The sequence below is a fragment of the Anabaena sp. CCY 9910 genome (assembly GCF_963920875.1).
Classification (GTDB): domain Bacteria; phylum Cyanobacteriota; class Cyanobacteriia; order Cyanobacteriales; family Nostocaceae; genus Trichormus; species Trichormus variabilis.
In genome coordinates this window covers 53,739-69,647 of sequence record NZ_CAWUDJ010000015.1, presented here as the reverse complement: position 1 = coordinate 69,647, position 15,909 = coordinate 53,739, and the positions used below count along the sequence as shown (strand labels likewise).

The window sequence follows — 15,909 nt, the reverse complement described above, 5'->3', positions numbered from 1 at the left end:
CTTGATGGATAGTACCGTCAGGCATAATTGTGCCAGTTAATGATCTTGCGTGGCTTACCTTCTGGTGAGCCTTACAGCCAACCGTAGGCTACAGCCTCCTGTCTGCTCTTACTGGCTAATTCAGCTTCCAACTCACTCACCAAAGAAGCAACCACCGCCTTTAAAGAACCTGTGTTTTCCAACACTCGCCGTTGTCGAATATAACTTGCTCCTTGGTCTAATCTTTTTTCTAATTGGAATAGATATGAGCTATTTCCCAACGTATCAGCAGTTTCTGCTAGTACATTCAAGATATCTTTAACTATATTCCTGATGGGTCTGCTATTGCCTTGTTCATCTTCAATATAATTAGCATCTAAACCCCAACGAGAGGCGCGAAAGTAGTTTTCTCTTTCAATCAACCAAGGAAGGGGAGTTAGCAAAAATTCTGTTTGTTTTCCTTGACTTTGATGATACAGATCCACAATTAAAGAATGGATGAAAGCCGCCAGCATCATCGATTCCTTGATCGTTGGTTGAGCATCCATTACCCTAACCTCAAGAGTTCCGAAATCAGGTTGGGGACGCAAATCCCAATGGATATCGCGGATAATCTCAAACATCCCTGCATTTTGAGCAGTAGCAAAGAAATTAGCAAAATCCTGCCAATTTTTAAAAGTGGGACAAATACCATAAGTTCTCAAGGATGATAAAAACCTTTGGCGAAAGGAAGCAAAGCTAGTATCGTTACCCCACCAAAAGGGTGAACTAGCAGACAGAGCCAACAAAATGGGGAGATAGGGTTTAAGTCTGCCCATAATATCTATAGCTACATCACCCGATGGCATTCCTACATGAAGCTGAAGCGCACAAGTCATCATTAAATCTGCAAGATAGCCGGATGCAGTTCGCTGAGCCAGATACCTGGGAATAGGGGTGATAGAGGCAAAGCGATCGCAACATGGATAAGTTCCGGCTGCACAAATAGTCATACCCAGTGCTTGACATCTAGTTTTGAGGTCACGCAAAATAGCAACAATATTGGCTTCTAACTCAGGGATATTTGAGCAAACCTGAGAGGCAATCTCTACCATCGCTTGATTAAATTCTGGTTGAATCCAGGAATTTTCAGGAGTTTGTGCTAAAAGCGGTGAAATGCCATCTACCAATTGCAGCGTATCAGGATTGAGTAATTGCAACTCAATTTCCATCCCTAGAGAGAATTCGGGAGAGCTTTTGAATTCTATATCACCCATGTTACATAATCCTTACTTAAACAATTTGACTATTTAGTCAAACGTCAACATTTATCTGTTCTATTTGTCGAGCAGCTTTTTCCCACATCTTAGCTGAAGTTTCATCTTGCCAATGAGTTCGCAAATTTTCAGCTTTTTTGTGACATATTCGCTCTAACATCTCTAGGATTGCAGCTAATGTCAATTTATCGATTAATTCTTCTAAAGCATTCATGTATTCTTTGTGCATAAGAATCACTCCTGAATGTGATAAATATCTTTTGTTCATACCCATATTTTTGGAACTCGCAGGAAGTCTAAAGCTGACGTTGGTAGCCTCCGATTAACTCTGCTGTTGCCAAAACATGACCCTTCATTGCTTGCAAAATTTGCTCTTTTGTTGCGCCTGGTGGCAAACCCAAGTTTTTGTCTAAAGCATAAAGTTTGAAGAAATACCGATGTGTACCACTAGGAGGACAGGGGCCACCATAACCTAATTTGCCAAAATCATTCTTTCCCTGCACTCCACCACTTGGTAAGGTTTTCGTAGCAGTGATGTGTTCTGGTAATTGCCGAACTGTAGGAGGTATATCGTAAAGTACCCAATGTACAAATGTGTGTCTGGGTGCATCTGGATCATCGACTATTAATGCTAAACTTTGGGTTTCTTTTGGAGGTTCATCCCAGCTAAGAGTAGGCGAAATATCAACGCCATCACAGGTATATTTGGTAGGAATTTGGCTATTAGCTCCAAAGACACTTTCTAATTTCATGCTTTTCCTCTCTGTTGTTAATGTACTGCTTGGGGTGGAGGCAATTTCGGTATTTTTATTACCCACAGAACTACAAGCGATCGCAGATAATTTTACTAACCCAATTATACTGAAGCTTTGAAGTAGAAAGTCTCGCCGTCTGCTCATTATCTTGCACCTAATATTTTTATATTTTTTCACAAAAGTTAATCATTTTAGTTCTTGTTTTAGCTTATATAAAAAAGTGATTTTGAATTTTGAATTTTAAATTCAGATTTCAATTTATGGCAGTAGTTATTAACAGATATAAAATAAAAAACTGCCCTTCCATGCTGTAAAAATATGTTAGTATATAGGTGAGATCCATCGCAGGGAACTTCCAACATAGATGAAGAAAGTGGCAACACCAATTACCGAAAGCTAAGGTAAGAGTAACGCCAAACCAGGATCTAGGAAGATGCGACTATGGGAGGTTAGAGTGAGGAGCCTGCGAGACGTGTAAACCCAGGTTTTTGCGGAGGGAACCTTTGTATAGAATAGGCAGTTATGGCTGAAGGGTCTGGTTGAACGCAACTAGACCCTTCAGTTTATGTTTTATCCTTTAACAACAGCGATGGGATGCAGACGCGCCACTTTACGAGCAATTCCTAAAATCAACGACCAACTTTTTACACCACCAGTAGAAAGAATAATCCGCTTACCTTTTAAATCAGCAAGATATGGAGCTAAAGCATCCCGTATTAAAGGATAAAGTGGTTCTTGGCAAATTTATACTTACAGTCACATTCTATAAGGTCAAATTTATGCAGCTAAAGCGGCTGTGTCGATCTCAGGTTATGTTACTATTTTGATGAAATCTGGTCACACCCGCTTAGTTCTTTATCTTTAGCATTACATTAGTAAAAATGTCTCCCCTGGGTATTGGTAGTAGTGATTCCACTTATATATTTACAACAGGAGAAGCAAAACTCTGGATTTTGTTAGTAGGTATTAACGAATACCAAGATGTGAGTTTACCTAATTTACGCTATCCGGCAGGTGACTGTGAAGCGTTGGGAGACGCATTAGCAAAAGTTACACAGAGATTTTTACGTAAGGAAGTGATCATTCATCATGATTTTATGGGAGAAACTCCTACCGTAAAAACGGTCTGTCGGAGTCTGGAACGAATTGTTTCAAAAGCTAAACCTACTGACTCAATATTTTTATATTTTTCCTGTCATGGAATGTTAGAGTCAGATACTCAAGATGTTGTGCTGTGCTTATCAGATACCAGACGAGAGAACCTGCCAGATACAGGATTACCTGTGCAAAAACTGTTACAAATCTTAGAGACTAGTCGTACCAATCAACAACTAGTTTGTCTAGATACCTGTCACAGTGGCGATATGAAAATGCCTCAAATAAACAACGCTAGCTTCAGAGAATTAAACATCACTGAGACATTACTGAACCCCGCAACAAATCTTGTGAATGCCTTGCGAAAACGCGCTAGTCGTAGTAAGGGATTTTGTGCTTTGTTATCTTGCGATCAAGGACAGCAGTCTTGGGAGTTTCCGGAACTGGGACATGGAGTCTTTACTTATTACTTAGTACGGGGTCTATTGGGTGAAGCTGCTGATTCTCATGGCGTTATTGAAGCAGACGGTTTATATAAATATGTTTATCGCCAGACATTACAATATATTGATAAATTAAATCACCAACTGCGTCTGATAAATAAACAAAAACTCAACCGTGGTGACAGAAAATTATATCCAGAATATCCTTTGCAAACGCCTAAAAGAATTGTTGAAGGAGTAGGAGAATTTATTTTAGGATTCAAATATGATGCAGATGAATCTCACCAACAGCGACGAGCTTTAGTTATAGATGGACTCTCAAACAAGATAAATACTGATTTGATTGATATATTTGCTCATGCTGGTGATTTTCAAGCCGAGTGTTGGCATCAACAAAGCAAATCTTGGTCAGATATAGAGATAAAAATCCAAGGGTTTCTAGATAGAGATAGTAAATCAACCATAAAATCTCCTTCTTATTTAGAATTAATCAAACCTACACCAACTTGCTTACTTTATTTACGTGGGTACATTGAAGAAAACGAAAATGGAGAAGCTTGGTTCATATTAGGCAATGGAGTACTTCTTAGCCGTTCTTGCTTAAAACAACAGCTACAACGTGCAACTAAGACTCAACAAATAATCATTTTAGATTGTCCTAACACTAATTCCCTCAAAAAATGGATAGAATATTGCCAATGTGGTACAGAGTATGGGCAATGTATAATTGCAGCTACTTCCACAATAGATAAATCAGAATTATTTTGCCAAACACTCCACAAAATCCTTGCTAGTGTAAATGTACAAGTTGGTTTGTCAGTTTCTAAATTGATTACTGAATTACAAAAACGTTTACCAAAACAAGATGTCACACTTGATTTTTGGATATCAGAAACGCAAACGATAATTGATATTTTACCTAGTAAGAATTATCCAAATTTTTCCCAAAGACCTTATCTCCAGAGAAATCAACAGGAGCAACAAAAAAAATTCCCATCTCACCATCTTGATGATGTGACAGAAATTCCCTCTACTACCTTACCTTTACCATCGCCTATTCCTGTTACTAGTGAAGCTATAGAGACAGTAAAACCTCAACTTAATTTGCTCCTTAGTTCAGAACAGCTTACAGAATTAGAAAATTTACTGAAACAATCATTAGGCATAGTTGCGTCTATAGTTTTAAAAAAAGCTTTAAAAGTAAATAATGGTGCAGAATTAATAAGAACATTAGCTAATTATTTACCACATAAGGAACAAGAAAAATTTAAAGAACAAGCATTATTTATATTAAATAAAAAAAGTAGTTTTTCTCTCAGTAGATCGGCAAATGAACAAACAATAAATGCAGCTTTTCTTGGTAAATGTGAACGTGAGTTAACCAATCTAATTGGCTCAGATGCTAGATTGAATATTCAACATATTTTAGAATCTCATACCCAAATCACTTCCAAAGAATTGGTAGATAAATTGATAGCCAAAATTCCCGATCCACAGCTAGCTTTAAAGTTTAAACAGCGTATATGGGGTTGAATTATGTCGAGGAGAAGTATTATTTTCCCCTCGGACTAACTCAATACCTAATATAGTAATCTTAAACACCCATGAGAATCGAGCAATAATTAAGCGATGAGAAATCGCCTAATTGTTTCTTCTAAAATTTAGCCAGCATTTGCTCGATTTCTGTATCAATTAACTCATCAACTTCAGCTAAAATTTGTTCAAGAGCGTCGCTTTCTAATTGTTCTAGTTTGTAAGCTTGAATCAACTCGCTCAGTTCAGCGATGGTTGAACATTCAAATAAACTACGCAAAGGTAAATCTATTAAGAAGGCTTCATTGACCCGATTTAAAAGTTGCATTGCTAAGAGGGAATTACCGCCTAATTCAAAGAAATTATTGTGGATACCTACTTGTTTTAAATTGAGAACTTCAGTCCAGATATTAGCTAGTACCTCCTCGATATGATTGCTGGGTGCAACCCGATTCACTTCAATATTGTTGATTAACACACCTAAGCGATTTAAAGCTTGGCGGTCGATTTTGGCGTTGGGGGTGAGGGGTATATTTTCTAACTGGAAGAAACTAGTAGGTATCATGTACTCAGGCAATTTTTGCTTGAGGAAGCGATGCAGTTCGCTACTATCTACTTTTAGTTGTTGATGAAAAACGATGTATGCTTGCAATTGCTGATGAGCTAATTGGTCATCGCTGGCTATAACTACACACTCTCGTACTTGTGGATGTTGATTGAGTGCTGTTTCTATTTCCCCCAGTTCGATACGGAAACCGCGAATTTTTACTTGATGATCAATGCGACCGATAAATTCAACTGTACCATCGCTTCTGTAGCGGGCTAAATCCCCTGTTTTGTACAAGCGGGCTGTTGGTTCATCACTAAAAGGGTGAGTAATGAACTTCTCTTTCGTTAATTCTGGACGGTGGAGATAACCTTGTGCCAAACCATTCCCACCAATATGTAGTTCACCTGTGACCCCAATAGGTACTGGTTGTAAATGCTGGTCGAGAATATAAATTTGTGTGTTAGCTATGGGACGACCGATAAACAGTGAAGCTGCTGTTTGCTGATGGGAACTCAATTGAGAACCATAGATTGTAGCTGTAATTGTTGCTTCCGTGGGGCCGTAAGCATTGCGCCAACTCACGTTACTACCTACTAGCCGTTGCCAAGTCAAAAAACGCTCTAGAGGGACTCTCTCACTACCAACTACCAACAAGCGGACATTGGGTGTCCAACTAATTTGCGGCATTTGGGAAACCCACTCTTGCCAGTATGCCACAGGCAAGTTTAAGACAGTCAAGTCTTGTTGTTTGACAAATTGCACAAAATCGGGGATGCTAAATATTTCTTCTGGTCGTAGTACTAAAGTCGCCCCACTCAACCAAGTCGGGAATATTTCCTCAGCCGCAACATCAAAGCTAAAGCTAGCAAATTGGAGGATGCGATCGCTCGCTGTCAGTTCATAATTTTTAGCTATGGCGTAGTTATGGTTGACTAAAGCTTGGTGAGGAATGAGTACTCCTTTAGATTTGCCTGTAGAACCTGATGTATAAATTACATAGGCTAAATTACTTGGTACAACAATACCAGTAGGATTGATGATTGGTTGCCGAGAAATCATTTGCCAGTCGGTATCCAACTTGACTAATTTTGCAGATGATTTTGGCAGTTGGCTCACTAAGTTAGCACTTGTCAGTAACACCGAGGCTTGAGAATCAGTTAGCATATGAGCCAAGCGTTCTTGAGGATAAGCCGGGTCTAGGGGTAAGTAAGCACCACCAGCTTTGAGAACACCCAGCATTGCCACCAACATTTCTACAGAACGTTCAACGCAAATACCCACAAGGACTTCTGGTTTGACACCTAAACTTTGGAGGAAATGCGCTAATTGGTTGGCACGGTGATTTAACTGTTGGTAAGTGAGTTTTTGCTCACCCAATTCTACTGCCACAGCATTAGGAGTTAATTGTGCTTGTTGCTCAAATATTTGATGCACACATTGATTGCGGTCATAGTCGATTTGGGTTTGATTCCACTCAACTAAGATTTGCTGACGTTCGGTTGCTGTCAATAAAGATAATTGCGAGACTAATGTTTGGGGACTGGCAATAATCCCTAACAATAAAGTTTGGTAATGCCCCAGTATGCGGTCAATAGTTGCAGCATCAAATAAGTCTGCATTGTAGTCACATTCCAACAATAGCTCGTGATCAATCTCCGTTACATTTAAGCCGATGTCATAATCAGCAAAACTTATCGACTGGGGTAACAAGCTGCTTTCTAAGCCATACATTTGGGGAATAGCTACGGGGCGTTCCAAGTTAAAGGTAGCGTTCACCAGAGGAGACATACCAGTGTTGCTGTTAACTCCCAGCTTGTCAATCAATTTAGCAAAAGGATAATCTTGATGTTCGTAGGCATCTAACAACACACTTTTGCAGGCTTTGAGATGTTCAACAAAGGTAGCATCATCGCTAATTTGAGTGCGTATTGGTAGCATATGGCTGCAATAACCTACTAGTCTCTCGCTACCCTCAAGAGAACGTCCCGCAGACGCGATGCCGATAGTGAGGTCGTCTTGGTTGGTTAAGCGATACAGTAAGACTGCGTATGCGGATAACAGCGTCATAAATAAGGTGCAACCGTTTTGCTTACTGAGTTGTTTGATGGCAGCACTGATATTAGGGTCAAGTAATAGCTGTTGTCTGCCACCTTGATAAGTTTTGCTTGGCGGACGCTGACGGTCTGTAGGCAGGTCTAAAACTGGAACTGGGTAAGCAAACTTCTGTAACCAATATGATTCATGGGCTTTCATCTCGTCTGTGGCACAGAATTGGCGATGCCAGTCGAGATAAGAACTAAATTGTATTGGTGGTTCTAGTTGGCAAACATGACCCTGGCACTTGGCTGAATACAATGCCATCATTTCTTGCAAGATGACACTGATTGACCAGCCATCAGTAATGATGTGATGGGCGCTGACCACTAGCAGATGTAATTGCTCTGCTAATTTGAGAATTCGCACACGGAACAAAGGCCCATTACTTAGGTCGAAAGATTCACGGCTGTGGTTTTGTAACCACTGGTTCACTTGTAACTGACTATCTTTAACATTTGAGAAATCAATTACGGGAACGTCTATTTTCAGTGATGGTAATATTTCTTGAAAATCGCCTTGACTGCTGATAGTAGTGCGTAGAGCTTCATGCCGTTGCACAACTTGTTGCACGGCTTGACGTATGGCAGCTAGATCAAGAGTACCCTGTAATTGAATATTGAGAGAGATATTATAAGCAACAGAGCCATTGTCACCCATTTGCGCTAAGAACCACAGCTGCTTTTGGGCATCGCTCAAGGGAATTTTGAATGCTTCCTTAACTTCTGGCTTGATGGTATCTTGTACTGTCAAAGATACAGCATTTTTTACATGGTCTGACGTTTTAGGTGTTTGCGGCTGATTTGTTGATAACTTGGGACTTTTGGAAAAAAAACCCGCAGCTTGCAACTCCTGTACACTGTCTTTAACTGCTTGAATGATATAGTTCACATCTTCATCGGTATGTGCAGTAGAGAGAAAACAGGTGCGTCCTTCCCAGATATAAACGCCTTTTTCAATTAAAGAATAGTACAGCAAATCCATTTCTAAAGGCTGATACAGATAACTGGAATTGCCGGATAAAGTGAAGCGGAACAGTGAACTAAAATGTACTATCCGCAAAGGAACATTTGCTTGTTCAAAGTAACTATTAAGTGTGGCAGCTAAATGTGATGTGCGTTGATTTAATCGCTCCTGTAGAGATGCTCCTTCAGCTTTGAGGTGTAAGAGCGTAGCCCGTGTTGCTGCCATCGTCAATGGATGCTTGGAGAAAGTACCAGCAAAGAATGTTGTTTCTACTTCAGGATAAGAATCATCTCCATATTGCCAGAAACCACCGTCGATTTTATCCATGTAGGCAGCTTTGCCAGCGATGACCCCAATTGGCATACCGCCACCAATTAATTTGCCATAGGTAACAATATCTGCATCAACACCAGACCATGCTTGCGCGCCACGGGGATGAATGCGGAAACCTGTGATTACTTCATCGAAAATCAAGGCAATATCTAGTTGTTGTGTGACTACTCGCAGTTGTTGCAGAAATTCTTTGGGTTGTAAATCGGGTTTACGGCTTTGTATCGGTTCAACCAAAACAGCTGCTAATTCATGGGCATTAGCTTTGATAATTTCCAGTGATTCGGGAGTACCATAAGTTAGCAGTAAAACATCATCAACCATATTTTGCAGCACTCCCGGAACCATTGGTTGTGCTGGTAATTTTCCGTCTTCAGATGTTTGGGGTATGGCTAAAGTACCGTCAAAGTGTCCGTGATAAGCACCTTTGAAGATAGCAATTTTTGCACGACCTGTAGCTGCACGAGCTATACGCATCGCTGTCATTGCTGCTTCTGTACCGGAATTACAGAAAGTGACTCGTTCCATTCCGGTCATTTCGCAGATTAAAGTGGCTACCTCACCTGCAAGTTTTGATTGGGGGCCGATGTGTGTACCTTGCTTGATTTGATTTTCTAGGGCTGCGGTAATAAACGGAACATTATGTCCAAAAAGATGTACACCGAAACCCATAGAAATATCTATGTACTCATTGCCATCAACATCCCAAATCCTCGATCCTTGAGAGCGATCGCCAACTATAGGATAGAGAATTTCTTTCGTTTCCGGGCGAAATCCAATAGAAGCTCTTCTATCGGCCAGGACTGGGCGATAAGATTGCGATCGCTGCTTGGATTTGGCTGTACGTTTGGTATAACGTGCAATTAGAGAATTTAAATATTGTTGTTGTTGGGAAGTCAGGGTTTTAGCTTGAGATTGTTCAACTCGCCAGAAAGAAGAGGGTGAATCAGCTTTTTTGAGTGTAGATTTATTTAACTCCCCTGTTTTTAAGTCAGGTGTTGTTTGTACTACTGGGTTAGGAACAGATTTCGCTGCTTGATTTTGGCTAGGAGTAACATTTAAATTAGTTGGTAAGTTGGATTCCCGTAAGATTTCCAACTGTTGAGACATCAATTCAAACTGCTGCCGCAGCACTATTTCTACTAATGTTTCAGATTTCTGTTCTGACTGTTGTGATTGTGGGAGTGGCTGTGGATTAACCGACAATTCTAATGTTTCTTGAACTAGCAATGTCGATGGTTCTAATTTTACATTTTCCTCGATATAATTAGCTAAGACACTCAGGTTTGTTAATTCTTCAAATAACTGCCGAATCGTAATTTTAATTCTAAAATTATTTTCAATCTGACGAATGGCATCAACTAAAACAATAGAATCAGCACCCATTTCTAGAAATGGAACTTTTACATCTACTTCGTCAGGTTCACATTTGAGTAAATCTGCAATAATTACACGTAAGTTTGCTAAAGTATTTTGACATTCTTGGGACTGGTTAGTAACTAGAGAGTAGGAATTATGATTGTCAATAGTAGATGTGGTCATATTTTTTGATTGTGTGTTAGTAGTATTTTGATGACATTTTTTCTTTAGCAAATATAGGCATCCATTTTGATGATTGGCGTAGTCCGAAATTAGGCAATAAAACCTGGCAATTGGTCGGTATTTTGTTCAAAAATCAAGAAGGATTTCTATATCTTGTGTCTCTGTTTTAATAGGGGTCGAGAATTTTATTTATGCAAGGGTGCTGTGAATATTGCTTGTTTTAGTACAGCAGGGGACTGGAGAAACTATGTACAAGATGAAACTAAATATATAGGTAGGGGTTGAAAAATGTTCAACCCTGTGTTCCAAGAATTTTGTGGCATGGTCTCAGGGTCGAACATTACGCATTATCTCTGTTTCTTGTTTAAATACTAGGCTGATGGTTTAGCTTGGGTGGCTTTGGTAAGTGTCCATGTTGCAATGGCAAGAATTGACCTGTGGTCAAATTATGAGTACGCAACACTTCTAATTGCTGAGACATAATCTGTAGTTGTTGTTTGAGCATTTTTTCTACTAAGGCTTGAGATGGTAGTTTTGCACTATCACTACTAGCGGAAGTAACAGGTTGAGAATTATTGCTGTGGTGATTTACTGGGATATTGTCAACCCGATTTGGCGATTGAATCCAGTAACGTTTTCTTTGAAAGGCATAAGTAGGAAGTGCAACTAGCTGACTGGAATAATCACTTTCAAATCCTGCCCAGTCAATCTCTACTCCCCGTAGATACAATGTTGATAAACTTTCTAGCAATGTTTGCCAATTATCTCGCTTGGCATTCAAAGAAGGCAACCAAACAGAATTTTCGCTTCCGTGACAACGTTTACCCAGACTACAAAGAACTGGTTTAGCACCAATTTCTATGAATAATTCGTAACCTTCAGCTAATAAAGTATTCAATCCGTCCATAAATCTGACGGACTGGCGTGTATGCGATCGCCAGTATTGAGCATCCGGTACTTGTCCGACTGGAAGGAAATTGCCGGTGACATTGGAAACGAAAGGAATCTGTGGTGCTTGGAAGTTGACTAGGCTGGTTGCTTGTTCAAAAGCATCAAGCATTTCATCCATCAAAGGCGAATGAAAAGCATGGGATACATTCAAGCGTCGAGTCTCAATTCCTTGAGCTGTGAACTTGGCGATCGCTGCTGCAATTTTGGCGACTGTACCAGAGATGGTGATATTATCAGGAGCGTTTACAGCAGAGATTGTCACCTCTGGACTGTATTCAGCGATCGCGGCTTGCACTTGTTCCTCACTGGCAAACACCGCAGCCATTGCACCCATTGATTTGAGTGCTTGCATTAAGCGCGATCGCTCGGTAACTAACTTCAGTCCTGCTTCTAAACTGAATACTCCAGCAATACAAGCGGCGACATATTCACCGAAACTATGACCAATGACAGCTGTTGGTTCTACACCCCAAGACTTCCACAATTGCGCTAGGGCATACTCTACAGCAAATATCGCAGGTTGGGTATAAGCGGTTTCATCGATGCAGCTGCTTTCTGTGTCAGGATACAAAACTGACAGCAGTGGTTGATCTAAGTATGACCGCAAAATTTGATCACATTGGTCAATGGCAGCGCGGAAGGTCGGCTGGGTTGCATACAGTTGGCGACCCATGTTGATATATTGAGAACCTTGACCTGTGAATAAAAAGGCGATTTTCGGTTGCTGTTTGTTTTCGATTTTACCACTGACTAATTGTGAGGTTTTCTTCCCAGCCGCGTAAGCACCTAGTACGGTTTGTAATTGGATATGAGATTGAGCGATCGCCACTAAGCGATGATCAAAATGCGATCGTCCAGTATTGGCGGTGAAACAAATGTCTGTTAATGAAGCGTCAGGGTGGTTACCTAGATAATTCTCATAGTCTTTTGCTAAATCACGCAAAGCATTTTCACTTTTAGCTGAGAGTGTGAATAAATGCAAGGGACGTTCATCACTGACTGTCTCTTTAGGACTAACTAGAGGAGCTTCTTCTAAGATGATATGGGCATTAGTACCACCAAAACCAAAGGAAGATACACCAGCCAACCGCCGTTTATTACCTCTATTCCAAGGTAACAGTGTAGTAGCGATAGATAAATTCGTATCAGCTAAGGAAATGTGGGGGTTAACTTGTTTGAGGTGCAGATGGGGCGGAATTTCTTCATGGTGTAGTGAGAGGACAGTTTTAATTAAACCAGCAATGCCGGCGGCTGCTTCTAGATGTCCGATATTGGTTTTGACTGAACCAATCACACAGGTATCTCCAGGTGTGCGTCCTGGTGCGAGGACTGTTTTCAGGGAGTTAATCTCGATGGGGTCACCTAAAAATGTGCCTGTACCATGCGCTTCTACATAGCCAATTTCATGAGGTGCAACACCAGCATTTTGCATAGCTTGCCGAATTACAGCTTGCTGGGCTAGTCCATTGGGGGCGGTGAGTCCGTTGCTGCGTCCGTCTTGGTTCACGGCTGAACCTTTAATCACTGCCAAAATGCGATCGCCATCACGATAAGCATCACTCAGACGCTTGAGTACCACTACACCACAACCTTCGCCCCGCACATAACCATCTGCATCAGCATCAAAAGTCTTACAACGACCATCACCAGCCATCATTCCAGCTTGGGAAAATGTCACTGTCAACTGTGGGGTGAGAATTAAGTTCACACCAGCAGCTAAAGCCATTTCGCATTCTCCCTGACGCAGACTTTGACAAGCTTGGTGAACTGCAACTAAGGATGAAGAACAAGCTGTGTCTACTGCCCAACTTGGCCCGTGTACATCTAATAAATAGGATATGCGGTTAGCGGCAATACTAAAAGCGTTACCAGTTCCACTATACGCATCTAATCCAGACACTTGTTTGGCTAGCAATTGGGAGTAATCAAAATTACTAATACCAACAAATACCCCTGTGTTGCTTCCGGCTAACTTACTCGGTGCTTTACCTGCATTTTCTAATGCTTCCCAGCAAACTTCTAGAAGTAACCGTTGTTGGGGATCGAGAGATTCTGCTTCCCGTGGAGAAATGCCAAAGAATGGGGCATCAAATTGATCTACTTCCGAGATGAAGCCACCCCAGCGAGTATTCATTTTGCCTGGTGTAGCACGGTTGGGATCATAAAAAGCATTCACATCCCAGCGTTGTTGAGGAACTTCACCAATAGCATCTACACCATTGCGGAGTAATTGCCAAAAGGCTTCCGGATTATTTGCACCAGGATAACGGCAACTAATACCCACGATCGCGATGGGCGCAGCCCCGCCAGAGGCGATCGCATGATTGTCTGTTGGTTGCTGTGAGACTACCTTGGGTTGTGGCACTCCGTCGCCTAAATATTGAGCTAAAGCAGCGATGGAAGGATAGTCATACAACAGCGTTGTTGGCAATTCCCGTCCTAACCATTCCTGCAATTCTCCGGAAATTCTCACTGCTGCTAAAGAACCCAAACCATATTGTGCTAGAGGTTCGTTAACGTTGATTGTTTGAGCAGGAACTTGTAATTGTTCGCTCACTTTTGTTAACAACCAAGTTGCAACTGCTTCGGTATTGACTGTTTTTTCTACCTGTGGAGCAATTAATTTTTCTGATGGACTATGATTTTGAGCATCTGCACTCCACTGTGCAATTATGTCGAGACTTCCAGCTTCTAACTCAGCTTTACAGGTACTACGTCTGACTTTCCCAGAAGAAGTTTTCGGCAAACTGTTCGTTTTAATTAAAGCGATGGTATGAGTTTGTAAATCATGATGTTCGGCTACAGCCTTACGAATAGCAGCTATGACTTCATCAGCATTTAGCTTGCGGAGATAGCTACGTTCCACTTCTTGAACAATCACCAATTTCTCCACGTTGTTAACTTCAACTGCAAAAGCCGCACCACCTGCTGGACGTAGTGCTGGGTGACAATTTTCCACTGTAAATTCAATATCTTGGGGATAATGATTGCGTCCCATAATGATAATTAAATCTTTGAGACGACCAGTAATAAATAACTCACCATCCTGTAAAAAGCCCAAATCTCCAGTCCGCAGAAAAGGGCCAGTTGTATTATCTGCTAGGTAAGCATGAAAGGTATGTTGTGTTTGTTCGGGGCGATTCCAGTAACCTTGAGCAACACTAGACCCCGATACCCAAATTTCTCCTACCTGTCCATCTCCACAAGATGTCAATGATTCAGGATTGACAATCAGTACTGTTTGGTCTGGGCTACTTTTACCGCAACCCACAATGGCTTTACCACCAGCCGCCGTAGTCGTATCTATGACTTGGTTTTGTAACAAAGCTGTGGTATCTATATGTCGCACAATGGGAGCTTCAGATTTCCAACCCCCAGAGACAATTAAAGTAGTTTCCGCCATCCCATAGCAAGGATAGAAAGCTTCTCTCCGGAAACCGCAAGGCGCAAAAGTTTCTGCAAATCGGTCTAGAGTTTGTGCGCGTATTGGTTCAGCACCGGTAAACGCCACTTCCCAACTACTCAAATCCAGGCTTGCTAGTTGTTCGGGAGTAATTTGACGACAGACTAAGTCATAAGCAAAATCAGGGCCGCCACTGGTAGTTGCTTTGTAATGAGAAATGGCCTGCAACCAACGAAAAGGCTTTTGCAAAAAGGCGACTGGGGCCATCAAAGTCACCGGAAAACCACCATACAGAGGTTGCAGAACCCCACCAATTAATCCCATATCGTGGTACGGAGGCAACCAAATTACACCTTGGCTATTGGGTGTGTGTTGGTAAAAGTTATAAATGAGTTGGGAATTATGCAATAAATTGCCGTGGGTAATCATTACCCCTTTGGGTGTGCCGGTTGAACCTGAAGTGTATTGCAGAAAGGCCAAAGTATCACTATTAATATTGGGTTGTTGCCAATCTTCAGCTATATTTGCATTGAGATTATCAGTTGTGATCCAGGGTATCGCTGTCAAGGTAGGATTTTCTGCTAACTGTAAGGCCATCGAAGTTAATTCTGTAGATGTAGTCAGTGCGACTACAGCCTCGGCATCTGATACGATCGCCTGTAGCCTAGACATTTTTTGGTTACGTCGGGGTGGATAAGCCGGAACAGCAATAAAGCCAGCATATAAACAACCAAAAAAGGCAGGGATAAATTCCATTCCTGGTGGATAAAGTAACAAAGCTCGTGAACCTGGTACTCCCCGTTGCAAAAGTTGAGTTGCGATCGCCCGTGCTTTTTGATCTAATTCTTGATAAGTTAAAGAGATGCTTTCTGTTTCCCCATCAACAAGAAATGTATAAGCTGTTTGTGTAGGTTGATTTTGCGCTCTGTATCTTAATAAGTCTACTAAAGTAGAAAATTCAACATTATTGTTAGTAATCATTGGGTTTTTCCTCAAAATAAATCAAGTAAAG

At 41.1% G+C, this 15,909-nt stretch carries 7 protein-coding genes; 2 read left to right on the top strand and 5 right to left on the bottom strand.

What is annotated here, in order from left to right:
• Positions 1-71: 71 nt before the first annotated feature.
• From ACM5QX_RS13550 to ACM5QX_RS13540, 3 genes are all read right to left on the bottom strand, one after another.
• The gene (locus ACM5QX_RS13550; protein ID WP_414753977.1) at positions 72-1,235 is read right to left on the bottom strand and encodes a YbdK family carboxylate-amine ligase; all 1,164 of its coding nucleotides are present in this window, start codon (positions 1,233-1,235) and stop codon (positions 72-74) included.
• 37 nt (positions 1,236-1,272) lie between these two features.
• Positions 1,273-1,464 carry a hypothetical protein gene (locus tag ACM5QX_RS13545; RefSeq protein ID WP_414753976.1) on the bottom strand — a complete coding sequence of 64 codons (192 nt, stop codon included), beginning with the start codon at positions 1,462-1,464 and terminating at the stop codon, positions 1,273-1,275.
• A 67-nt stretch (positions 1,465-1,531) separates the two neighbouring features.
• Entirely contained in the window at positions 1,532-2,134 is a 603-nt protein-coding gene (locus tag ACM5QX_RS13540; protein WP_414753975.1) for a YbhB/YbcL family Raf kinase inhibitor-like protein, read from the bottom strand.
• Between the two features lie 421 nt (positions 2,135-2,555).
• On the opposite strand from ACM5QX_RS13540, the gene ACM5QX_RS13535 reads away from it, so the two are divergent.
• Together ACM5QX_RS13535 and ACM5QX_RS13530 are read left to right on the top strand one after the other, a co-directional pair.
• Positions 2,556-2,717: a hypothetical protein gene (locus tag ACM5QX_RS13535; RefSeq protein ID WP_414753974.1), complete on the top strand. Its 162-nt coding sequence runs from the start codon at positions 2,556-2,558 to the stop codon at positions 2,715-2,717.
• A 154-nt stretch (positions 2,718-2,871) separates the two neighbouring features.
• Positions 2,872-5,061: a caspase family protein gene (locus ACM5QX_RS13530; protein WP_414753973.1), complete on the top strand. Its 2,190-nt coding sequence runs from the start codon at positions 2,872-2,874 to the stop codon at positions 5,059-5,061.
• Between the two features lie 121 nt (positions 5,062-5,182).
• On the opposite strand, the gene ACM5QX_RS13525 is transcribed toward ACM5QX_RS13530, so the two are convergent.
• Together ACM5QX_RS13525 and ACM5QX_RS13520 are read right to left on the bottom strand one after the other, a co-directional pair.
• The gene (locus ACM5QX_RS13525; protein ID WP_414753971.1) at positions 5,183-10,543 is read right to left on the bottom strand and encodes an amino acid adenylation domain-containing protein; all 5,361 of its coding nucleotides are present in this window, start codon (positions 10,541-10,543) and stop codon (positions 5,183-5,185) included.
• Between the two features lie 364 nt (positions 10,544-10,907).
• On the bottom strand, positions 10,908-15,878 hold the full coding sequence (locus ACM5QX_RS13520; protein ID WP_414753970.1) for a beta-ketoacyl synthase N-terminal-like domain-containing protein: 4,971 nt from the start codon (positions 15,876-15,878) through the stop codon (positions 10,908-10,910).
• Positions 15,879-15,909 lie beyond the last annotated feature (31 nt).

What these genes read in the sequence shown, in the direction of transcription:
- ACM5QX_RS13535 (WP_414753974.1), top strand. Translation starts at nt 2,556, where the DNA reads ATGTTTTATCCTTTAACAACAGCGATGGGATGCAGACGCGCCACTTTA.
- ACM5QX_RS13525 (WP_414753971.1), bottom strand. Translation starts at nt 10,543, where the DNA reads ATGACCACATCTACTATTGACAATCATAATTCCTACTCTCTAGTTACT.
- ACM5QX_RS13540 (WP_414753975.1), bottom strand. Translation starts at nt 2,134, where the DNA reads ATGAGCAGACGGCGAGACTTTCTACTTCAAAGCTTCAGTATAATTGGG.
- ACM5QX_RS13545 (WP_414753976.1), bottom strand. Translation starts at nt 1,464, where the DNA reads ATGCACAAAGAATACATGAATGCTTTAGAAGAATTAATCGATAAATTG.
- ACM5QX_RS13520 (WP_414753970.1), bottom strand. Translation starts at nt 15,878, where the DNA reads ATGATTACTAACAATAATGTTGAATTTTCTACTTTAGTAGACTTATTA.
- ACM5QX_RS13530 (WP_414753973.1), top strand. Translation starts at nt 2,872, where the DNA reads ATGTCTCCCCTGGGTATTGGTAGTAGTGATTCCACTTATATATTTACA.
- ACM5QX_RS13550 (WP_414753977.1), bottom strand. Translation starts at nt 1,235, where the DNA reads ATGGGTGATATAGAATTCAAAAGCTCTCCCGAATTCTCTCTAGGGATG.